The organism is Pseudomonas sp. M5 (genome assembly GCF_016907075.1).
Taxonomy (GTDB): Bacteria; Pseudomonadota; Gammaproteobacteria; order Pseudomonadales; family Pseudomonadaceae; genus Aquipseudomonas; species Aquipseudomonas putida_E.
Genome location: NZ_JAFBBH010000001.1, coordinates 4,841,865 through 4,861,796, shown reverse-complemented (window position 1 = coordinate 4,861,796; position 19,932 = coordinate 4,841,865). Strand labels below are relative to the sequence as shown.

The 19,932-nt window shown below is 63.5% G+C and carries 21 protein-coding genes; 15 read left to right on the top strand and 6 right to left on the bottom strand.

Annotated features, from left to right (window positions below; genetic code table 11):
* Positions 1 to 15: 15 nt before the first annotated feature.
* Complete coding sequence (locus tag JOE27_RS22125; protein ID WP_046787735.1) at positions 16 to 480, top strand: CopD family protein; 465 nt, start codon at positions 16 to 18, stop codon at positions 478 to 480.
* A gap of 16 nt (positions 481 to 496) precedes the next feature.
* Here JOE27_RS22125 and JOE27_RS22120 read toward each other — a convergent pair whose 3' ends face one another.
* The 3 genes from JOE27_RS22120 to JOE27_RS22110 form a co-directional block, all read right to left on the bottom strand.
* Positions 497 to 772 carry a DUF1145 domain-containing protein gene (locus JOE27_RS22120; RefSeq protein ID WP_012313061.1) on the bottom strand — a complete coding sequence of 92 codons (276 nt, stop codon included), beginning with the start codon at positions 770 to 772 and terminating at the stop codon, positions 497 to 499.
* 19 nt (positions 773 to 791) lie between these two features.
* On the bottom strand, positions 792 to 1,505 hold the full coding sequence (locus tag JOE27_RS22115) for an OmpA family protein (RefSeq protein WP_046787736.1): 714 nt from the start codon (positions 1,503 to 1,505) through the stop codon (positions 792 to 794).
* Between the two features lie 87 nt (positions 1,506 to 1,592).
* On the bottom strand, positions 1,593 to 2,285 hold the full coding sequence (locus tag JOE27_RS22110; protein WP_177010162.1) for an OmpA family protein: 693 nt from the start codon (positions 2,283 to 2,285) through the stop codon (positions 1,593 to 1,595).
* 158 nt (positions 2,286 to 2,443) lie between these two features.
* On the opposite strand from JOE27_RS22110, the gene JOE27_RS22105 reads away from it, so the two are divergent.
* The 11 genes from JOE27_RS22105 to pdeM all read left to right on the top strand — a co-directional run bounded on the left by JOE27_RS22105 (position 2,444) and on the right by pdeM (position 14,342).
* Positions 2,444 to 2,938: a DUF6231 family protein gene (locus tag JOE27_RS22105; protein WP_046787737.1), complete on the top strand. Its 495-nt coding sequence runs from the start codon at positions 2,444 to 2,446 to the stop codon at positions 2,936 to 2,938.
* Positions 2,939 to 2,941: 3 nt separating this feature from the next.
* Positions 2,942 to 3,418, top strand: coding sequence for a YchJ family protein (locus JOE27_RS22100; protein WP_046787738.1), 477 nt, complete (start codon positions 2,942 to 2,944; stop codon positions 3,416 to 3,418).
* 2 nt (positions 3,419 to 3,420) lie between these two features.
* Positions 3,421 to 3,897, top strand: coding sequence for an LEA type 2 family protein (locus tag JOE27_RS22095; protein ID WP_119688369.1), 477 nt, complete (start codon positions 3,421 to 3,423; stop codon positions 3,895 to 3,897).
* Between the two features lie 7 nt (positions 3,898 to 3,904).
* Positions 3,905 to 4,108: an SEC-C metal-binding domain-containing protein gene (locus JOE27_RS22090; protein WP_012313055.1), complete on the top strand. Its 204-nt coding sequence runs from the start codon at positions 3,905 to 3,907 to the stop codon at positions 4,106 to 4,108.
* A 173-nt stretch (positions 4,109 to 4,281) separates the two neighbouring features.
* Positions 4,282 to 6,723 (top strand): penicillin acylase family protein, encoded by a 2,442-nt coding sequence (locus JOE27_RS22085; protein WP_115273729.1) that lies wholly within the window; start codon positions 4,282 to 4,284, stop codon positions 6,721 to 6,723.
* Positions 6,724 to 6,831: 108 nt separating this feature from the next.
* On the top strand, positions 6,832 to 7,170 hold the full coding sequence (locus tag JOE27_RS22080) for a hypothetical protein (protein ID WP_115273728.1): 339 nt from the start codon (positions 6,832 to 6,834) through the stop codon (positions 7,168 to 7,170).
* A 106-nt stretch (positions 7,171 to 7,276) separates the two neighbouring features.
* Positions 7,277 to 8,293, top strand: a complete 1,017-nt coding sequence (locus JOE27_RS22075; RefSeq protein ID WP_115273727.1) for a ligase-associated DNA damage response exonuclease — start codon at positions 7,277 to 7,279, stop codon at positions 8,291 to 8,293.
* Positions 8,290 to 9,951 (top strand): ATP-dependent DNA ligase, encoded by a 1,662-nt coding sequence (locus JOE27_RS22070; protein WP_204919909.1) that lies wholly within the window; start codon positions 8,290 to 8,292, stop codon positions 9,949 to 9,951. Before JOE27_RS22075 ends, JOE27_RS22070 begins: the two co-directional genes overlap by 4 nt.
* Positions 9,952 to 10,048: 97 nt before the next feature.
* Complete coding sequence (locus JOE27_RS22065) at positions 10,049 to 11,164, top strand: succinylglutamate desuccinylase/aspartoacylase family protein (protein ID WP_046787744.1); 1,116 nt, start codon at positions 10,049 to 10,051, stop codon at positions 11,162 to 11,164.
* Between the two features lie 68 nt (positions 11,165 to 11,232).
* Complete coding sequence (locus JOE27_RS22060) at positions 11,233 to 13,686, top strand: ligase-associated DNA damage response DEXH box helicase (RefSeq protein WP_174142049.1); 2,454 nt, start codon at positions 11,233 to 11,235, stop codon at positions 13,684 to 13,686.
* Complete coding sequence (pdeM, locus tag JOE27_RS22055; protein WP_204919907.1) at positions 13,683 to 14,342, top strand: ligase-associated DNA damage response endonuclease PdeM; 660 nt, start codon at positions 13,683 to 13,685, stop codon at positions 14,340 to 14,342. The genes JOE27_RS22060 and pdeM overlap by 4 nt, the downstream gene beginning before the upstream one ends.
* A 13-nt stretch (positions 14,343 to 14,355) precedes the next feature.
* Here the strand turns inward: pdeM and JOE27_RS22050 are convergent, their stop codons facing one another.
* Both JOE27_RS22050 and dcd read right to left on the bottom strand, forming a co-directional pair.
* A complete protein-coding gene (locus tag JOE27_RS22050; RefSeq protein ID WP_046787747.1) occupies positions 14,356 to 14,583 on the bottom strand; it encodes a hypothetical protein in 228 nt (75 codons plus the stop codon).
* Positions 14,584 to 14,681: 98 nt separating this feature from the next.
* Positions 14,682 to 15,248 (bottom strand): dCTP deaminase, encoded by a 567-nt coding sequence (gene dcd, locus JOE27_RS22045; protein ID WP_012313046.1) that lies wholly within the window; start codon positions 15,246 to 15,248, stop codon positions 14,682 to 14,684.
* Positions 15,249 to 15,578: 330 nt separating this feature from the next.
* On the opposite strand from dcd, the gene JOE27_RS22040 reads away from it, so the two are divergent.
* Positions 15,579 to 15,788: a cold-shock protein gene (locus JOE27_RS22040; protein ID WP_012273869.1), complete on the top strand. Its 210-nt coding sequence runs from the start codon at positions 15,579 to 15,581 to the stop codon at positions 15,786 to 15,788.
* A 200-nt stretch (positions 15,789 to 15,988) separates the two neighbouring features.
* On the opposite strand, the gene apbC is transcribed toward JOE27_RS22040, so the two are convergent.
* Positions 15,989 to 17,083, bottom strand: a complete 1,095-nt coding sequence (gene apbC, locus JOE27_RS22035; protein ID WP_115273723.1) for an iron-sulfur cluster carrier protein ApbC — start codon at positions 17,081 to 17,083, stop codon at positions 15,989 to 15,991.
* A gap of 156 nt (positions 17,084 to 17,239) precedes the next feature.
* On the opposite strand from apbC, the gene metG reads away from it, so the two are divergent.
* Positions 17,240 to 19,285: a methionine--tRNA ligase gene (gene metG / locus JOE27_RS22030; protein WP_115273722.1), complete on the top strand. Its 2,046-nt coding sequence runs from the start codon at positions 17,240 to 17,242 to the stop codon at positions 19,283 to 19,285.
* A 93-nt stretch (positions 19,286 to 19,378) separates the two neighbouring features.
* Complete coding sequence (locus JOE27_RS22025; protein WP_119688365.1) at positions 19,379 to 19,927, top strand: Rnf-Nqr domain containing protein; 549 nt, start codon at positions 19,379 to 19,381, stop codon at positions 19,925 to 19,927.
* Positions 19,928 to 19,932 lie beyond the last annotated feature (5 nt).

The following is a 19,932-nucleotide window of genomic DNA, read 5'->3' as shown; positions in this document are numbered from 1 at the left end:
CGCATGGAGATCCGGATGCTTGCCTTTGCCCTCCCCTACACACTGCATGTCCTGGCCGCCCTTGTGTGGGTCGGCGGCATGTTCTTCGCCTGGCTGGTGCTGCGCCCGGCAACGGTTGCAGCCCTTGAGGGGCCAGCCCGGCTTCGGCTCTGGGTGGAAGTTTTCCGACGTTTCTTCAGATGGGTCTGGCTGGCGGTAGCCATTCTGGCGATAAGTGGTATCGGCATGTTGCACATGCGCTTCAACGGTTTCGAGACAGCCCCCCGGTATGTACAGGTGATGATGGGGGGCGGGATCGCCATGTTCGCGCTGTTCATGCGTATCCAGGCGCTGTTGCTGCCTGAGCTGAAGGCTGCCGTGCAGGCCGAAGACTGGGCCGCAGGTGCTGCGGCACTGGGCCGGATCCGGCGCATGGTCGGGGCCAACCTCCTGCTGGGGCTGGCGGTGGTGGCGGTGGCCAGTTCGCGGCTACCGACATAGCGAGGCAGCGCCGTGGTCAGCCACGGCGCGTCAGCTCTGCCTGCCGCGGTATGGACATCACGTGGAAAATGCCCGTCAGCAGTATCTGCAAACGATCGAACCAGCGGTGGCTGCGCCCACGCAAGCTGCCGTTGAAGAACAGCACTTCCAGAACGTGCAGCCCCAGCAAGGCGATGCCTGCGGCATTGATCAACAGATTGAACGGCAGCGGCTGTGGCAGCATCTGGTTGAACAGCACCACGCCCCAGAAAGCGATGGTCAGGGTTTTACCCACGCCCAGAATGAATTTCATCTGCCGCTCCCATCGCTGCTCAGTTCAGGTGCAGGTCCACCCGCCGGTTTTGCGCACGGCCTTGTTCGGTGTCGTTTTCTGCCACCGGCTCGCTAGCCCCGCGCCCTTCGCTCGTTACCTTCTGCGGTGCCAGGCCCTGGCTGATCAAATACTGTGCGACGCTGGCCGCGCGCCGCTCAGAGAGTGCCTGGTTGTAACTGTCAGACCCGACATTGTCGGTATGGCCAACCACCTTGATCCGCGATACACCCAACTCGCTGAGCCTGGGCAACAGGCTTTGCAGCCGTTGCTGGCTGCCCACCGTCAAGTCGGCAGAGTCGAATGCGAACATCACCTGGCCCTGATCGTCGAGGGAGATCACCTCTGGCTGGGGCTCAGGTGCAGGTTGGCTGGGCGGATACTGCGGCAGCGGGCAGCCCATGTGGTCGACCGCCGTGCCGGCAGGCGTGTCAGGGCAACGGTCACGGCGATCGAAGACGCCATCCTCATCTTCGTCCCCATCCTGGGCGTAACAGATCAGGCCGCCGGCGATCGCACCCAGGGCGCCAGCGCCTGCAGCCCAGCTCGAGCTTTCGATAGCGCCCAGGCCACCGCCGGCCAGCCCACCGAGCAGGCTGCAGATGGGCCAGGTCCGTTGATTGAGGGGCGCACTGCCGTCACTGTGGGTGGCGCAGCCTGCCAGCAGACTGGAAACCACCAGCAACGGCAGCGCCGCCTTTGACATGACACTCATGATGAATGCTCCTGTGTCGTTGGCCGCAACCGGCCTACAGGAGTAAAGACGCGCCCGCGCCACTTCTCAAGGCGCGGGCGCACGCCGTCAGCGCTCGATCTTGATCTCGGTGCGACGGTTCATCGAACGCCCATCAGCTGTGGCGTTGTCCGCTACAGGCTGGGTTTCGCCGGCACCGACCACCGACACGAAGCTGGCGCGTGGCACACCACTCTCGACCAGGTAATCGGTCACCGAGTGGGCACGGCGCTCGGACAGGTTCTGGTTGTAACTGTCGGAGCCCACGCTGTCGGTGTGGCCGGTGACGCTCAGACGAGCGCTCGGCGCTTCCTGCTTCAGGCGTGTGGAAATGGTGTTCAGGCGTTCCTTGTCGGCCGCCGTCAGGCGCGCAGAGTCGAACTCGAAGTGCACGTCACGGATGACGATGACTTCTTCCTTCTGTACCACGACTTCCTCGACCACAGGCGCCGGCTCTGGCGGGCAGCCATTGGCGTCGACCTGCACACCACGCGGAGTACCTGGGCACTTGTCACGGCTGTCCGGCACACCATCGCCATCCTCGTCACCATCGCCGTTGGCCCAGCAGTAGCCAGCTGCCAGGCCACCGCCCAGCAACGCACCCCAGCCAGCCCAGCTGGAGCTTTCGATGGCGCCCAGGGCAGCGCCGCCCACACCCCCGACGGCAGCACACTTCGGCCAGTCGGTTTTTTGCAAACCTGCACAACCAGTCAACACACTGGTGAGCAGTACCAGGGGTATCGCTGTGCGTACTATGCTCATTTCGTAGCTTCTCCTAGGGGAATCGGCATAAGGCCGATCCATGGGAGTAAAGACCGCGCATCTCATCCCTGCCAGCAATAAGCCACGACAGGGTCATACGGTGCTTTGCCCACGGCCGACAGCCCGTTAGTCTTGGAAGACCTGAACGAGGATTGGCAATGACCGACGGTTTTTCCCAACGCACACCCCAGCAGGCCCTGGCGGCCCTGCTGGAGCGCTTCACCCCGCAACGTCTGCTGCTGGTAGGCACGCGTTTTCCTGCCCTGGAGGCGTTTGCCCAGGCACATCCGCAGGTGACGATCGAGACGTGCCAGCCAGGCGCGCTTGCAGCGCATGTTGCCGCACAACGCTTCGACCTGGCATTGCTGGTGGACTGCCTGGAACATTTGCCCAAACGCGCTGGCCTGGAACTGCTGGGTGGCATCCGCAACCTCAACGCCAGCCGTGTCGCCGTGCTGGCCGATCTGCACGCCTGCGGCTGGCAGGAAACCGACTTTTTTGCCCTGGCCCTGTCGGCCAGCGAGAAATTCCGACGCGACGAGCAGGTCTTGAGCCTGTTCACCTATGATCTACATGACTACAAGCAGGTCCCCGACTGGCTCAACGCCAGGTTCTGGGCCAACCCTGAAAACTTCGGCAAGTACTGGTGGTGATCAATGAGTGTCTCGGTTTGCCCCTGTGGCAGCGGTAACCTGCTGGACGCCTGCTGCGGGCACTACCACGCCGGCACCCCGGCACCGGATGCCCAGGCACTGATGCGCTCGCGCTACAGCGCCTACGTGCTCGGCCTGATCGATTACCTGGTAGGCACCACCTTGCCAGCCCAGCAGACGGGTCTGGATCGCAACGCGATTGCGGCCTGGAGCGCCCAGAGCACCTGGCTTGGCCTGGAGGTGGAGAACGCCGAGGTGCTCGGAGGCCAGCCTGAGCATGCCTTTGTCACGTTCACGGCGCGCTGGCACGATCTGGAGGGTGATCACCAGCACCGCGAGCGCTCCGCCTTCGTGCAGCATGACGGGCGCTGGTACTTCATCGACCCGACCGTTGAGCTCAAGGCTGGCCGCAATGACCCCTGCCCCTGCAACAGCGGGCAGAAATTCAAGAAATGCTGCGCCGGCTACGTCGGTAACTGAGCGTGATCGCCCTGGCCCGCCTGTTCCTGCTCAGCGCTCTGCTGACGTTGCCGGCGGGTTGCGCGATATGGGGTGACGATGACTGGCGCGACCCGCAGGTGCACCTGGTCAGGGTCGAGACAGTCAAGGCGCGCTTGCTGGAGCAGGAGTTCGTCTTGCACCTGCGTGTCGACAACCCCAATGACAGCCGCCTGTTCATTCGTAACCTGGCTTATTCGGTCTGGCTCAACGACCTGATGCTGGTTGAGGATCAGGCCAGTGTCTGGCGCAGTGTCGGTGGGCATGCCCGGCGCACCTTCAAGATCACTGCGCGGACCAATCTGTGGCGCCAGCTCAAGCCGTTGGCCAAACTGCTCAAGAGCGAGCAGCCGCTGCACTACCGCTTGCAAGGCGAACTCGAGACCGGGCTGATCATCCACCGGGACCTGCACTTATCGCGCAGTGGTGAGATAATCCCCGGTGATTTCTTACCGGAGTAACCCTGCAATGACCCAACAACCCCATGTTCATGGCCCCGACTGCAACCACGGACACGATCATCACCACGATCACGACCACGGCCATGTGCACGGCCCGCATTGCAATCACGGCCATCAGGAGCCGGTTCGCAATGCATTGAAGGACGTCGGCCGCAACGACCCGTGCCCGTGCGGCAGCGAAAAGAAATTCAAGAAGTGCCACGGGGCCTGATCAAGCCTTAAAGCGGCAAGCTTCAAGTTGCAGGAAAATGCAGGCCCGCACCTCATGCAGCTTGAAGCTACCGACCGCTGGTAAATAAAGCTTCACCGCACCTTGCACGGCGCCTGCGCGCTCACTACCTTAGCGCCATTCGAACCCCGCCACGCCTTGCAGGAGCCCTTGTCATGGCCGCCCCCGTCCTTCCTCCCTTCCGCCCACGGTTCGCCACCGCTGCCACGCTGCTCGGCATGCTCGGGCTTGCCGGTTGCCAGATGGGCGGCTATCAGGACAGTGTGCCACCGACCACCGGCGTGCAGCCGCTCAAAGGCCTGGCGCAGAATGTTTCGGTGCGCCGCAACGCCATGGGCGCACCGCTGATCGAAAGCAGCAGCTTCCATGATGCACTGTTCAGCCTCGGCTACGTCCACGCCGGCGACCGTATCGGGCAAATGCTCGCCATGCGCCTGCTGGCCCAAGGCCGCCTGGCGGAACTGGCCGGAAGCGAGGCGCTGGACATCGACCGCCTGATGCGCGCTGCCAACCTCAAGCACAACGCCACCCAGCTGTACGCCGATGCTTCGCCCCGGCTCAAGCGCTTCTTCGAAGTCTACGCCCGCGGGGTCAATGCCTACCTGTTCCGCTACCGCGACAAACTGCCGGCCAACCTCGCCAGCAGCGGCTACCGCCCGGAATACTGGAAGCCCGAGGATTCGGCGCTGATCTTCAGCCTGTATGCCTTCAGCCAGTCGGTGAACCTGCAGGAAGAACTCAGCGCCCTGACCCTGGCGCAAAAGGTCGGCAGCGATAAGCTGCCTTGGCTGCTGCCTGGCGCGCCAGACGAACCCCTGGCTGAAGCTGAGGCAGACAAGCTGAAGGGTCTGAACCTGAGCAGCCAACTACCGGGCCTGGCTGCGCTGGCAGCCGCCAGCCAGAAGCTCGCCGACCTGAACCTGCTCGGCAGCCCGGGCTCGGCCAACCTGGCCCTGGGCCCGCAACGCAGCCGCAGCGGAAAAAGCCTGTTGGCAAGCGACAGCCGCGCAGCCTGGGCCCTGAGCCCGGTGCAGATCCACACCGGCAAGTACCAGGTTGCAGGCCTGTCGTTGCCGGGCCTGCCCATCGTCCTGGCCGGCTACAACGGCAAGCTGGCCTGGAGCAGCAGCGCGGTGATGGCCGACAACCAGGACCTGTACCTGGAACGGCTGCGCCATCAGGGCAGCCAGGTCAGCTACCTGGCCGACGGCAAGTGGTTGCCCGCTCGCGCACGCAGCGAAACCTTCTTCGTCCGTGGCCAACGCCCGCTGCGCGAAGTGATGTACGACACCCGCCACGGTACCCTGCTCGCCCAGACCGGCAGCCCCAGCCTTGGGCTGGCCCTTAACTTGCCGCAGCCCAAGGGTGATCGCAGCCTGGATGCGCTGTTCGACCTGACCCGAGCGCAAACCGTGGAACGCGCGTTTGACAGCACCCGCGAGGTGGCGGCTGCCGCACTCAACTTCGTGTTTGCCGAACCTGAGCACATTGGCTGGCAAGTCAGCGGCCGCTACCCGAACCGCCGTGAGGGCCAGGGCCTGCTGCCATCTCCGGGCTGGGAGGGTCGCTACGACTGGGACGGTTACGCCGACCCGATGCTGCACCCCTACGACCAGGACCCGCCGGCCGGCTGGATCGCCCATGCCAACCAGCGCAGCTTGCCACGCGGCTACGGCATGCAGCTGTCCAACACCTGGTATTACCCCGAACGCGCCGAGCGCCTGGGCCAGCTGGCCGGCAATGGCCGTCACGACAGCCGCAGCCTGATGGCCCTGCAAAACGACCAGCAGACGCTGCTGGCCGACAAGCTCAAGCAGATGTTCGACGCCCCTGGCATGGCCCAACCGCTCAAGCAAGCGATCGACGCTCTGCCAGCCGCCCAGCGCGACAAGGCCCGCGACGCGCTGGCCCGCCTCAAGGCGTTCGATGGTCGCCTGAGCCCGGTATCAGCGGATGCCGCGCTGTATGAGCTGTTCCTACAGGAAGTGGCGCTCCAGACCTTCCTCGACGACCTCGGCCCGCAATCCGGCACTGCCTGGCAGGCGTTCGTCAGCAATGCGCGCCTGTCCTACTCGGCCCAGGCCGACCACCTGCTTGGCCGCGAAGACAGCCCGTTCTGGGATGATCGCACCACGGCGCAGAAGGAAGACAAACCGGCCATCCTGGCCCGCAGCCTGGCCGCTGCCGTGGATGCAGGTACAGCCCAGCTGGGTGCCGACCGCCGCGCCTGGCAATGGGGCAAATTGCACCAATATCGCTGGCCTGCCCCTGCTTACCACGGCCTGGGCGATGCGCTCAGCCGATCGCCACAGGCGGCTGGCGGTGACTTCAGCACCCTGGCCCTGACGCCTTATGCGTGGGGCAGCGATTTCGACACCCGCCTGCCGGCCTCGGCACGCATGATCGTCGACTTTGGCCAGGCAGAACCACTACAGGTACTGACCAGCACCGGACAATCCGGTAACCCGGCCAGTGCCCATTTCAGCGATGGGCTCGATGCCTGGTTCAAGGGCCGGTTCATGAGCCTGCCAATACAGCCGCAGCATTTTGCCCGGGCCTATGGCAACCAGCGGCTGACCCTGGTGCCAGGCCGATAGGCCCAGCGTTTCCATCTGTATCCCTCAAGCCTCGGTGCTTAGCATCCTTTCTTGCCGCGCTCGTTCAGACAGCGAGTGCGGTCAACCCATCAAAAAAGGATGTTCAGCATGAGCAAAGAAACCCTCACGATCGAAGTGTCCTGGCCTGCATCGCTGGCCGTACCGGAGGGCAGCACCATTGACATTCAGCTGTGGGCCGGTAACGACAAGGCAGGCTACAGCATGATCGACGGCGATTTCTCGACGCCAGCAACCGCGTCGCCAGTCACCCTCGAAATCCCTTACGACAGTCAAGACCTGCAGAGCCATGACGGCACCACCACCTGGGACTACTTCCATACCTCCCCACGGCTGGTGCATGGCGGCTTCATCAAGAACATCGCCTACGCCGAAAAAATCAGCGTGGCGCAGACCAAAGGCGCGGCCTGGAAAATGGCCCTGCGCTGAATAGCCCGCAGCCAGCCCTGACGTGCAGGGCTGGCTGCCAACACCACGCGAACTTCCACGCCCCGCTGATGCTCTGAGCCTGTAAGCCCTCTTGCCAGGCATCGCCATGGACCTCGTCATCGCCCGCCCCGAAGGCCTTTACTGCCCGCCCGGTGATTTTTACATCGACCCTTGGCGGCCCGTGGAGCGCGCCATCATCACCCACGGCCATGGCGATCATGCCCGTCGTGGCAACACTCATTACCTGACCGCAGCCCCAGGGGCCGGCATACTGCGCAGCCGCCTGGGCCAGGATATCGACCTACTGGCCCTGCCCTACGGCGAGCGTATCCGCCACCACGGCGTCACCCTGAGCCTGCACCCGGCCGGGCACGTACTGGGCTCGGCACAGGTGCGCCTGGAACATGACGGCGAAGTCTGGGTTGCCTCCGGGGACTACAAAGTCGAGCCGGATGGCACCTGTGCTCCGTTCGAGCCGGTGCGCTGTCACACATTCATCACCGAGTCGACCTTCGGCCTGCCCATCTACCGCTGGCCCAGCCAGGCACAGGTATTAGCGGGGGTGAATGAATGGTGGCGGGCCAATCGCGAGCAGGGCAAGGCCAGCGTGCTGTTCTGCTATGCGTTCGGCAAGGCTCAACGAATCCTCCATGGCCTGGATCCGAGCATCGGGCCGATCCTGGTACATGGCGCAGTAGAGCCGCTGAACCAGGTATACCGAGAGGGCGGTGTACACCTGCCACAAACCCTGTATGCCGGTGATATTCCCCGTAATGACCCGCTCATGCGCCAGGCCATCGTGTTGGCGCCCCCCTCTGCCGCCGGCAGCAGTTGGATGCGTCGCTTCGGTGATTACAGCGATGCCTTCGCCAGTGGCTGGATGCTGCTGCGCGGCACGCGACGCCGGCGCGGCGTAGACCGCGGTTTCGTACTCTCCGACCACGCAGACTGGCCTGGGCTGCTATGGGCCATCGAACAGACCGGCGCCGAGCGGGTTATGGTCACCCACGGCTCGGTCAACGTGCTGGTACGCTACCTCAGCGAACGTGGCCTCGATGCCCGAGCGTTCGTTACCGAGTACGGTGACGAGGACGACGCTCCAGCAATGGAAGCTGAGGCATGAAGGCCTTTGCCCAGCTCTACCTGTGCCTGGATGCCACCACCTCCAGCAATGCCAAACTGCAAGCGTTGCGCGACTACTTTGCCGCAGCCCCCGCCGAGGACGCCGCCTGGGCTGTCTATTTTCTGTCCGGTGGCCGGCCACGGCAGTTGGTGCCCACCCGGGTGCTGCGCGAGCTGGCAACGGCATTGGCCGGGCTGCCGGGCTGGTTGTTCGAAGAAAGCTATCAGGCCGTGGGCGACCTGGCGGAAACCATCTCTTTGTTGCTGCCTGAAAACCAGCAAGGTAGCGAGAGCGGGCTGGCCCATTGGGTCGAAGCCCATCTGCTGCCACTGCGTGGGCTGCCCGCCGAAGAGGTCCAGCAGCGCCTGCCGCCACTGTGGGCACAGTTGGATCGCCCCAGCCTGATGCTGTGCCTGAAGCTGATCACTGGCAGCTTTCGCGTGGGCGTGTCCAAGCTGCTGGTCACCCGGGCACTGGCGCAGCTGGCGGGGCTGGATGCCAAACGCATAGCTCAGCGCCTGGTGGGCTATACCGACATCAGCCATCGCCCGACAGCCAACAGTTACCACAAGCTGATCGCCGCTGAATCGGCCGACGAACATAGCCAACGTGGTGGCCAACCATACCCGTTCTTCCTGGCGCATGCCCTGCAGGCCCCCATCGAACAGTTCGACGCCCTGCTCGGCCCGCCCAGCGCCTGGCAGATCGAGTGGAAGTGGGATGGCATCCGCGCACAAGTGGTCAAGCGCGATGGCCAGGTGTGGGTGTGGTCACGCGGCGAAGAACTGGTCACCGACCGCTTCCCGGAGCTGCACAGCCTGGCGCAGAGCCTTCCCGACGGCGTCGTGCTCGACGGTGAGATCCTGGTCTGGAAGCCTGATTCGGGCAACGACCAGGCACTGGCCGTGCAACCTTTCGCACTACTGCAGCAGCGCATTGGCCGCAAGACGCTGGGCAAGAAGCTGCTGGCCGATGCGCCGGTGGTATTGCAGGCGTACGATTTGCTGGAATGGCAAGGCGAGGACTGGCGTAGCCGCCCCCAACATGAGCGCCGCCAGCAATTGCAGCGTGTCGTGGAAAGCTATCCCTTGGCCCCGGTACTGCTTTCGCCTCTGCTCGAAGGGCAGACTTGGCACGCGCTTGCCATCCAGCGCGAACGATCGCGCAGCCTGGGCGTCGAGGGCCTGATGCTCAAACAGCGCGATGCGTTGTACGGGGTGGGCCGGACCAAGGACATGGGGGTGTGGTGGAAGTGGAAGATCGACCCGTTCAGCGTAGATGCCGTGCTGATCTATGCCCAGCGCGGCCACGGCCGGCGTGCCAGCCTGTACAGTGACTACACCTTCGCGGTCTGGAGCGGGCCACCCGGCGACCCCGAGCGTGCCTTGGTACCTTTTGCCAAGGCCTACTCGGGCCTGAGCGATGAAGAAATGCGCAAGGTCGATGCAATTATTCGCAAGACCACGGTAGAGACCTTCGGACCGGTGCGCAGCGTCAAGCCAACCCTGGTGTTCGAACTGGGGTTCGAGGGCATCGCCCTGTCAAAACGGCACAAGAGCGGTATAGCCGTGCGCTTTCCGCGCATGCTGCGCTGGCGCCTGGATAAACCTGTGGAGGAGGCCGATGACCTGGCAACCCTGCAGGCACTGCTGGCCTGAAGAAGGCAGCACGGTGAAGCATACTGGCTAAAATTATGCTTCTATCTTTGTGCCGACCCGTGTCGCAGACCGTTTTCGCCACGCAGCCAGGACCACCATGCACCATTCGACACACGACCTGCTCTCGCCCGTACCGGGCATCATTCGCCAACTCCACAGCTTCCACTTCGGCCCGCGCGGTGGCGCCAAGGTGTACATACAGGCCTCGCTGCATGCCGATGAGTTGCCCGGCATGCTGGTCGCCTGGCACCTCAAGCGTCGCCTGGCCGAACTGGAGCAGCAAGGGCGCCTGCGCCGCGAAATCGTCCTGGTGCCGGTGGCCAACCCGGTAGGCCTGGAGCAAGTGATGCTGGACGCACCACTGGGTCGTTTCGAATTACAGAGCGGCGAGAACTTCAACCGCAACTTCGTCGACCTTTCCGACAGCATTGGCGACCAGGTGGAGGGCCATCTGACCCAGGACGCCGACCACAACCTTGCCTTGATTCGTGAGTACCTGCGCCGTGGCCTGGATGCACACCCGGCACACACCCCCCTGCAGTCCCAGCGCCTGACCCTGCAGCGGCTGGCCTGCGATGCCGACCTGGTCCTGGACCTGCACTGCGACTTCGAGGCGGTAGAACACCTCTACACCACCCCGGAAGCCTGGCCTCAGGTCGAGCCGCTGGCTCGCTACCTGGGTGCGCAGGCCAGTTTGCTGGCCACCGACTCCGGCGGGCAGTCGTTCGACGAATGCTTCAGCCTGGTCTGGTGGCAGTTGCAGCAACGCTTCGGCAAGCGTTTCCCGATCCCTTTGGGTAGCGTGTCGGTAACTGTCGAGTTGCGCGGCCAGGCCGATGTCAGCCATGACCTGGCCAGCCATGACTGCCAGGCGATCCTCGATTACCTGATTCACGCCGGAGTCATCGAAGGCCCTGCAGTGCCCTTGCCACCCCTGCCCCGGGCTGCGACCCCGTTGGCCGCCGTCGAGCCGATATCGGCCCCGCTGGGCGGGCTGCTGGTGTATCACGCCCGCCCCGGTCAGTATCTGGAAGCCGGGCAACTGGTCGCTGAAGTCATCGACCCGCTCAGCGACCGGGTGACTGCCGTGCACAACCGCCAGCCTGGCCTGCTGTATGCCCGCAGCGTTCGGCGCATGGCCACGACGGGCATGGTCATCGCACATGTCGCCGGTGAACAGGTGTGTCGCAGCGGCTACCTGCTGGCCAACTGACCCGGTAAAACCAAACCGCCGGGCCGGTGGTCAGTAGAAGCACAACCTTCGAAGGACCCGACGGCCCCATGCCAAGCCCTCCCGACATTGCCAATGCCTGGTTTCGCATGCGCGGCTGGAAGCCCTTCGCCTTCCAGCGCCAAGCCTGGGCCGCAGTCGGCCGTGGCGAGTCGGGGCTGCTGCATGCCAGTACCGGCGCCGGCAAGACCTACGCCCTCTGGCTGGCGGCACTGCGCACCTTCGCCAAGCCGCGCGCAGGGCGTCAGCCGGCGCCATTGCAGGTCGTGTGGATTACCCCGATGCGCGCGCTGGCGGCCGATACCGCACGCGCATTGCAAGCGCCGCTGGACGACCTTGGCCTGAACTGGAGTGTCGGCGTGCGCAGCGGCGACACTGGCAGCGCCGAGCGCGCCCGCCAGGCCCGACGCCTGCCGAGTACATTGATCACCACACCCGAGAGCCTGACCCTGCTATTGACGCGTGCGAATGCCTGCGATGATTTCGCCAGCCTGCGCATGGTGGTGGTGGATGAATGGCACGAACTGCTCGGGAACAAACGCGGCGTACAGCTGCAATTGGCCCTGGCACGCTTGCGTCGCTGGCATCCGCAACTGGTGACCTGGGGGCTGTCTGCCACCCTGGGCAACCTGCCGCATGCGCTCGAGGTACTGGTGCCAAAGGGTGGCCAGCTGATAAAGGGCCGCCAGGACAAGCGCCTGGTCGTCGACACACTCCTGCCCGAGGCCATCGAACGCTTTCCCTGGGCCGGGCACATGGGCCTGAAGATGCTCGCTCAGGTTGCCCGGGAGCTCGACAGCAGCGCCAGCAGCCTGGTTTTCACCAACACCCGTGCCCAAGCCGAACTGTGGTACCAGGCCCTGCTTGACGCCCGTCCCGACTGGGCCGGGCAAATTGCCCTGCACCACGCCTCGCTGGCCCGCGCTACCCGCGACTGGGTGGAACTGAGCCTCAAGCAGGGCACGCTCAAGGCAGTGATCTGTACCTCCAGCCTGGACCTGGGTGTGGACTTTCTGCCCGTGGAACGGGTGTTGCAAATTGGCTCGGCCAAAGGCGTCGCCCGCCTGATGCAACGGGCCGGGCGCTCCGGGCACGCCCCGGGGCGCCAGTCGCGGGTCACCCTGGTGCCGACTCACAGCCTGGAGCTGGTCGAGGCCGCAGCCGCTCGCAGTGCACTTGCGGCGGGCCATATCGAGGCCCGTCGCTCCCCGCGCCTGTGCATGGATGTACTGGTTCAGCACCTGGTCAGCATGGCGTTGGGCTGCGGCTTTCGCCCCGCTGAGCTACTCGCCGAGGTACGTAGCACCTGGGCTTTTTGCGATCTGCGCGACAGCCAGTGGCAGTGGGCACTGGACTTCGTCTGCCACGGCGGCAGCTCGCTCAGTGCCTACCCCGATTACCAGCGCGTCGAGGCCCACAGCGATGGCGTATGGCGGGTCGTCAGCGAGCGCCTGGCGCGGCGCCACCGCATGGGCATCGGCACCATCGTCAGCGACGCCAGCCTGCAGCTCAAGTATTGGAGCAAAGGCGGCGGCGGAAAGCATCTGGGCAGTGTCGAGGAAGCCTTCATCGCCCGCCTGCGTCCAGGCGATACCCTGGTGTTCGCCGGGCGGATACTCGAGCTTGTGAGGGTGGAGAACATGACCGCTTATGTACGCCGCAGCACCGCCCGTAAAGCCGCCGTAGCCCGCTGGAATGGCGGGCGCATGCCGCTGTCCAGCGAACTGGCCGATGCCCTGGTGGAGAAACTCGACGCCGCAGCCCGCGGCCATTTCGATGATCCAGAAATGCGCACGGTGCGGCCCTTGCTCGCACTCCAAGGCCAGTGGTCGGCCTTGCCTACCACGCAGACGCTGCTGGCCGAAACCCTTGCCACACGCCAAGGCTCGCACCTGTTTGTCTACCCGTTTGCCGGCCGCATGGCCAACCTTGGTCTGGCCAACCTGATTGCCTGGCGAGTCAGCCGCAACCAACCGCTATCGGTATCCATTGCCGTCAGCGACTACGGCTTCGAACTGCTTAGCCCGGCCCCTGTGGACTGGGCAGGCCACCTGCCCGCAGCGATGTCCACCGAGCACTTGCTGGACGATGTACTGGCTAGCCTGAACGCCAGTGAAATGGCCTTGCGGCGTTTTCGCGAAATCGCCCAGATCTCCGGGCTGGTGTTCGGCGGATACCCAGGCGCGCAGAAAAGCACCCGGCAGATCCAGGCTTCCAGCGGGCTGTTCTACGAGGTGTTTCGCAAGCATGACGCCGATAACCTGCTGCTTGGCCAGGCGCGGGATGAGGTGCTGCGTGAGGAACTGGAGATCGAACGCTTGCAAGGTCAATTGGCCAGGATGAGCAAGCTGCGCCTGGATGTGCGTGAATTGCAACGGCCCGGGCCACTGGCTTTCACGTTACTGGTCGAAGGCATGCGTGAGACCCTGACCACAGAGAAACTGGCCGATCGCATTGCGCGCATGGTCGCGGACCTTGAACAAGCAGCGAGCAGGAAGGCATGAGTACGCACCTGGTCATCGAGCATTGCGGGCAAACACTGTGGTTGATGCCGGACCGCGCGCTCTATTGGCCTGCCCGGCGAGCGTTGCTGGTCGCTGACGTGCATATCGGCAAAGCCGCCAGTTACCGCGCGCTGCATCAACCCGTGCCGCGCGGTACCACCCAAACCACGCTCAAGCGCCTGGACGCTCTGCTGGCAGCCTGTGAGTGCGAACAATTGATCATTCTTGGCGACTTCCTGCACGCCCGAACGGCGCACGCGCCTGCAACGATGGCTCAGTTACAGGCCTGGAGAGAACAGCACTGCGGTTTGCGCATCGTGCTGGTACTCGGCAACCATGACCGCCATGCCGGCGATCCACCAGCCCAGCTGGACATTGAAGTGGAGGAAGAACCTTGGCTACTGGCACCGTTCGCGCTCCAGCACGAACCGGTCGCACACCCTGATCACCCGGTGCTGTGCGGCCATGTGCATCCGGTATTCGTCTTGCGCGGGCGCGCTCGTCAGCGGCTCAGGCTGCCCTGCTTCCTGATGGACCAGCAGGTCAGCCTGCTACCGGCGTTCGGTGAATTCACCGGGGGATGGACTGTCGAGCCCGGCCTAGGGAGTCGCATCTACCTTGCGGGCACAGATCAAGTCTGGGCCCTGCAAGTCTGATCTCATCGAGCGTTCATGCCACCGGCGCAGGTGGAGGTTCGTCGGGCAGGGTTGGCTCACCCGGCTCCATGGGCGGCGTGTCGCCAGGTTGGGCCGGTTGCGGGGTATCCGGGTCGGGCTGACCGGGTACGCCGCCCAGATGCATCGGGGCAGGATGGGCCAGCAGGGACCATGCCAGCAAGCCGATCTGGTTGGGCTGCAGCACAGCCAGCTTCGCACTGATTACGGGATCGAGTTTCATGGGCAACTCCTGACGAGGGCCGCCACGCATCATGCATGGCGGCACTGTTCATTAGCTTGGAGTACCCGAGCGAAAACTAATTCCCCGCGCTCGTCGGCTCAGGTGCGTGGCAGGGTGACGCCGCGCTGGCCCTGATACTTGCCACCACGGTCTTTGTACGACACTTCGCATTCTTCATCGGATTCGAGGAAAAGCATCTGCGCCACGCCTTCGTTGGCGTAGATCTTGGCCGGCAAGGTGGTGGTGTTGGAGAACTCCAGCGTCACGTGGCCTTCCCACTCTGGCTCGAGCGGAGTGACGTTGACGATGATGCCGCAACGGGCATAGGTGCTCTTGCCCAGGCAGATGGTCAGGACGTTGCGCGGAATGCGGAAGTATTCGACGGTGCGGGCCAGGGCAAAGGAGTTCGGCGGGATGATGCAGACATCGCTCTTGACGTCGACGAAGCTGCCGGCGTCAAAGTTTTTCGGGTCGACGGTGGCCGAATTGATGTTGGTGAACACCTTGAATTCGTCGGCGCAACGCACGTCGTAACCGTAGCTGGAGACGCCGAACGAGATCACCCGGCTGTCGTGCTCGCCGCGCACCTGGCGCTCGACGAACGGTTCGATCATGCCGTGTTCCTGCGCCATGCGGCGAATCCACTTGTCCGATTTGATGCTCATGGCGGGGGTGTCCTGAGAGTTGCGAGGTGAAAAAACGAGAAGCGCATATTACCGGTCCCGGCGCTCAGGTTAAAGTTCCATACCACATCCCGCGTCAGATGGGGCTTGGCGCCCGCCGCCGATCTGAATTTCATCAAAGGCCATCTTGGTGATTGGCAGGTTGCGGAAAGTGGGTTAAGGTGACACCACTGTGCTGCACGTGACACCGAGAATCTCTAGTTTGATGCACGATCCTGATCGGCCCAACGCTGAATTTTCTGCTCTCTTTGCGCTCAGTCCCGGGCAGGGTTTTTCCTGACCGTTATCAACTTTGTCCAAGGAGACAGAAAAATGTCCAACCGTCAAAACGGTACTGTTAAGTGGTTCAACGACGAGAAAGGCTACGGCTTCATCACCCCTCAGTCGGGTGACGATCTGTTCGTACACTTCAAAGCCATCCAAGCTGACGGCTTCAAAACCCTGAAAGAAGGCCAGGCTGTTACTTTCGTCGCTACCCGCGGCCAGAAAGGCATGCAGGCTGAAGAAGTTCAAATCGCCTAAGTCGATTTAGCTTCCTCGCTTTCAAAAAAACCCGCCTTCTGGCGGGTTTTTTTATGGCCGTTTGCAAGGGCTGCCTTGCCGGGGCGCCGGACCGGTCGTAAAGGGCCGCAAAGCGGCCCCGGCATTTCATGCGGCGGGGCATGTCGCCCGTGGAGCTGCATCATCGCCAACATGCAGGCTGCGCAGGCTCCCCCGCTTATTCAATCCTCGCTGATGGTAATGCTCGGCATCGCCGGTGCTGCCGCTTCCTGCAGCACGATCCGCGCACCCACCTGACGGGCGAGCTCCTGGTAGACCATGGCGATCTGGCTTTCCGGCTCGGCAATCGCCGTCGGCTTGCCGCTGTCAGCCTGCTCACGGATCAGCATCGACAAGGGCAGCGAAGCCAATAGCTCGACACCATACTGCGCGGCCAGCTTCTCGCCGCCACCTTCACCGAACAAGTGTTCGGCATGGCCGCAGTTCGAGCAGATGTGCACAGCCATGTTCTCCACCACGCCAAGCACCGGGATGTTGACCTTGCGGAACATCTCCACACCTTTCTTGGCATCCAGCAGCGCCAGGTCCTGCGGCGTGGTGACGATCACTGAACCTGCCACCGGCACCTTCTGCGCCAGGGTCAGCTGGATATCACCGGTTCCCGGGGGCATGTCGATCACCAGGTAATCGAGGCCATCCCAGGCTGTCTGGGTCACCAGCTGCAGCAACGCGCCGGAAACCATCGGGCCACGCCAGACCATCGGCGTGTTGTCATCGGTGAGGAACGCCATCGACATGACCTCCACGCCGTGCGCCTTGATCGGTACAAACCATTTCTGCTCGCGGATCTGCGGGCGGGTACCTTCGGCGATGCCGAACATCACCCCTTGGCTGGGGCCATAGATATCCGCATCGAGAATGCCTACCCTCGCACCTTCGCGAGCCAGGGCCAGCGCCAGGTTGGCGGCTGTGGTCGATTTGCCGACGCCCCCTTTGCCCGAAGCCACGGCAATGACGTTCTTGACGTTGGCCATGGCCGGCACCTGGGCCTGCGCCTTGTGCGCGGCGACCACGCAGTCGATCGTTACCTGGGCCGAGCTGACACCGTCTAGGTTCTCGATTGCGGTCTGCAGCACCTGCGCCCAGCCATTTTTGAACAAGCCGGCGGCATACCCCAGTTGCAGCTGCACAGCGACCTGCCCGCCCTGGATGTCGATGGCACGCACACAGCCGGCGCTGACCGGGTCCTGGTTCAGATAAGGGTCGGTGTACTGACGAAGCACGCCTTCGACGGCGGCACGGGTGACGGCACTCATGGAGGCTCCCATTGGCATACGATTGATCGAACAGGCGCCTATCCTAACCCGTCAATCGTCAGCCGTTGCGTCCATGGGGTGAAATATATTCGCCAGCCCTTTATAGTGGCCGATCACCTTCAATTTACCCCGAGCCAGATAAGTAGCCGAGCCACCATGTCCGAGCCACGTCAGATTCTCGTCACCAGCGCCCTGCCCTATGCCAATGGGTCCATCCACCTTGGCCATATGCTCGAGTACATCCAGACGGATATGTGGGTTCGCTTTCAGAAGATGCGCGGCAACCAGTGCATCTACGTCTGCGCCGATGACGCCCACGGTTCGGCCATCATGCTGCGCGCCGAAAAGGAAGGCATCACGCCGGAGCAACTGATTGCCAATGTACAGGCCGAGCACAGCAGCGATTTTGCCGACTTCCTGGTGGATTTCGACAACTTCCACTCCACCCACAGTGAAGAAAACCGCGAGCTGTCCAGCCTGATCTACTCGCGCCTGCGCGACGCCGGTCACATTGCCACCCGTTCGGTCACCCAGTACTTCGACCCTGAAAAGGGCATGTTCCTGGCCGACCGTTTCATCAAGGGCACCTGCCCAAAGTGTGCGGCTGACGACCAGTACGGCGACAACTGTGAAAAATGCGGCGCCACCTACGCGCCGACCGAACTGAAAAACCCCAAGTCGGCCATCTCCGGTGCCACCCCGGTGCTGCGCGACTCGCAGCATTTCTTCTTCAAGCTGCCGGACTTCCAGGCCATGCTGCAGCAGTGGACCCGCAGCGGCACCTTGCAGGATGCGGTGGCCAACAAGCTCGCCGAATGGCTGGACTCCGGGCTGCAAGAGTGGGACATCTCGCGTGATGCGCCGTACTTCGGTTTCGAGATCCCGGGCGAGCCTGGCAAGTACTTCTACGTCTGGCTGGATGCGCCGATCGGCTACATGGCCAGCTTCAAGAACCTGTGCGCGCGCCGCCCAGAGTTGGACTTCGATGCGTTCTGGAACAAAGACTCCAAGGCCGAGCTGTACCATTTCATCGGCAAGGACATCGTCAACTTCCATGCCCTGTTCTGGCCAGCCATGCTCGAAGGCGCGGGCCTGCGCAAGCCGACAGCGGTCAACGTGCACGGCTACCTGACCGTCAACGGCGCGAAGATGTCGAAATCGCGCGGCACCTTCATCAAGGCCCGCACCTACCTGGATCACCTGCAGCCCGAATACCTGCGTTACTACTACGCAGCCAAGCTGGGGCGCGGCGTCGATGACCTCGACCTGAACCTTGAGGACTTCGTGCAAAAGGTCAACTCAGACCTGGTCGGCAAAGTGGTCAACATCGCCAGCCGCTGCGCAGGCTTCATCCACAAAGGCAATGACGGCGTGATGGTTGCCGGCGACGCAGCCCCGGAGCTGACCGAGGCATTCCTGGCTGCTGCCCCGGGCATCGCCGAAGCCTACGAGGCCCGCGACTTTGGCCGCGCCATGCGCGAGATCATGGCCCTGGCTGACCGTGCCAATGCCTGGATCGCCGACAAAGCCCCCTGGTCGCTGGCCAAGCAGGAAGGCAAGCAGGACGAAGTGCAGGCGATCTGTGCCCAGGGCATCAACCTGTTCCGCCAACTGGTGATCTTCCTCAAGCCGGTACTACCGGTGCTGGCTGCCGACGCCGAGGCATTCCTGAATGTCGCGCCACTGGCCTGGAGCGACCACCTGTCGCGCCTGGAAAGCCACAAGCTCAACCCGTTCAAGCCCCTGATGAGCCGCATAGAACCTGCCAAGGTCGAAGCCATGATTGCCGCCAGCAAGGAAGACCTGCTGGCAGCCGAAGGCCAGGCGCAGGCACCGGCCGGCAATGGCGAACTGGCCAAGGACCCGCTGTCGGCAGAGATCGAATTCGACACCTTCGCTGCCGTCGACCTGCGCGTGGCGCTGATCGTCAAGGCCGAAGCGGTGCCGGGTGCCGACAAGCTGCTGCAACTGACCCTGGACATCGGTGACGAACGCCGCAATGTGTTCTCGGGTATCAAGTCGGCCTACCCTGATCCATCCAGGCTCGAAGGCCGCCTGACCATGATGGTTGCCAACCTCAAGCCACGGAAAATGCGCTTTGGCGTCTCCGAAGGCATGGTCATGGCAGCAGGCCCTGGCGGTGAAGAAATCTACCTGCTCAGCCCTGACAGTGGCGCAAAGCCAGGCCAGCGTATCAAGTAACCCCCCCTCAGCCCCGGCCTCACCGCCGGGGCTTTTTCATCCTCCTTGCGCATTGCCGGACAGCGCAGGCGATTCACGGCTATCGTCATTTGCATGAACGACTATGTCCTGGTTCTGATCAGCGCCGCACTGGTCAGCCACCTGCTTTTGCACCGACAGCCTGCCTCCCGGCTGCGCGTACATGTGTGCGGCCTGGCCTGCGCGTTGTCGATAATGTTGGCAGTCACCGGCGGCCAACTGCTTGAACACTGGATCGTGGCGCCTTGGCAACTGCAGGACCTGCGTATGTTCCTGCTGCTGCCCTGGCAGGCGCTACTCGCGTGGGGCATCCCCCAGACGCTTGCCAGGCTGCGCCCGCAGTGGCCCACGCAGAGCCTCATGTGGCCGATACTGGGGAATGTCATGGTACTGGGCCTGACACTTCAGGCAATAGGTGAACAGGGCGAATGGCTGGCCACGCTGAGTTGGGGGGCTCTGGCGGCGCTTGGCTTCTGGCTGGCCCTGGCGTGGTTCGACGACCTCCGTCAGCGCTGCGAACACGCACAGGTGCCAGGCGCACTGCGCGGCCTACCCATCGCCCTGCTTGGCGCCAGTGTGATGGGTATGGCGTTCTCTGGCCTCAACGGCATATTCACGCAATGAGCCCG

Bases quoted from the DNA above. Each gene is read 5' to 3' on its own strand.
- JOE27_RS22125 (WP_046787735.1), top strand. From the start codon at position 16: ATGCTTGCCTTTGCCCTCCCCTACACACTGCATGTCCTGGCCGCCCTT.
- JOE27_RS22120 (WP_012313061.1), bottom strand. From the start codon at position 772: ATGAAATTCATTCTGGGCGTGGGTAAAACCCTGACCATCGCTTTCTGG.
- JOE27_RS22115 (WP_046787736.1), bottom strand. From the start codon at position 1,505: ATGAGTGTCATGTCAAAGGCGGCGCTGCCGTTGCTGGTGGTTTCCAGT.
- JOE27_RS22110 (WP_177010162.1), bottom strand. From the start codon at position 2,285: ATGAGCATAGTACGCACAGCGATACCCCTGGTACTGCTCACCAGTGTG.
- JOE27_RS22105 (WP_046787737.1), top strand. From the start codon at position 2,444: ATGACCGACGGTTTTTCCCAACGCACACCCCAGCAGGCCCTGGCGGCC.
- JOE27_RS22100 (WP_046787738.1), top strand. From the start codon at position 2,942: ATGAGTGTCTCGGTTTGCCCCTGTGGCAGCGGTAACCTGCTGGACGCC.
- JOE27_RS22090 (WP_012313055.1), top strand. From the start codon at position 3,905: ATGACCCAACAACCCCATGTTCATGGCCCCGACTGCAACCACGGACAC.
- JOE27_RS22085 (WP_115273729.1), top strand. From the start codon at position 4,282: ATGGCCGCCCCCGTCCTTCCTCCCTTCCGCCCACGGTTCGCCACCGCT.
- JOE27_RS22080 (WP_115273728.1), top strand. From the start codon at position 6,832: ATGAGCAAAGAAACCCTCACGATCGAAGTGTCCTGGCCTGCATCGCTG.
- JOE27_RS22075 (WP_115273727.1), top strand. From the start codon at position 7,277: ATGGACCTCGTCATCGCCCGCCCCGAAGGCCTTTACTGCCCGCCCGGT.
- JOE27_RS22070 (WP_204919909.1), top strand. From the start codon at position 8,290: ATGAAGGCCTTTGCCCAGCTCTACCTGTGCCTGGATGCCACCACCTCC.
- JOE27_RS22065 (WP_046787744.1), top strand. From the start codon at position 10,049: ATGCACCATTCGACACACGACCTGCTCTCGCCCGTACCGGGCATCATT.
- JOE27_RS22060 (WP_174142049.1), top strand. From the start codon at position 11,233: ATGCCAAGCCCTCCCGACATTGCCAATGCCTGGTTTCGCATGCGCGGC.
- pdeM (WP_204919907.1), top strand. From the start codon at position 13,683: ATGAGTACGCACCTGGTCATCGAGCATTGCGGGCAAACACTGTGGTTG.
- JOE27_RS22050 (WP_046787747.1), bottom strand. From the start codon at position 14,583: ATGAAACTCGATCCCGTAATCAGTGCGAAGCTGGCTGTGCTGCAGCCC.
- dcd (WP_012313046.1), bottom strand. From the start codon at position 15,248: ATGAGCATCAAATCGGACAAGTGGATTCGCCGCATGGCGCAGGAACAC.
- JOE27_RS22040 (WP_012273869.1), top strand. From the start codon at position 15,579: ATGTCCAACCGTCAAAACGGTACTGTTAAGTGGTTCAACGACGAGAAA.
- apbC (WP_115273723.1), bottom strand. From the start codon at position 17,083: ATGAGTGCCGTCACCCGTGCCGCCGTCGAAGGCGTGCTTCGTCAGTAC.
- metG (WP_115273722.1), top strand. From the start codon at position 17,240: ATGTCCGAGCCACGTCAGATTCTCGTCACCAGCGCCCTGCCCTATGCC.
- JOE27_RS22025 (WP_119688365.1), top strand. From the start codon at position 19,379: ATGAACGACTATGTCCTGGTTCTGATCAGCGCCGCACTGGTCAGCCAC.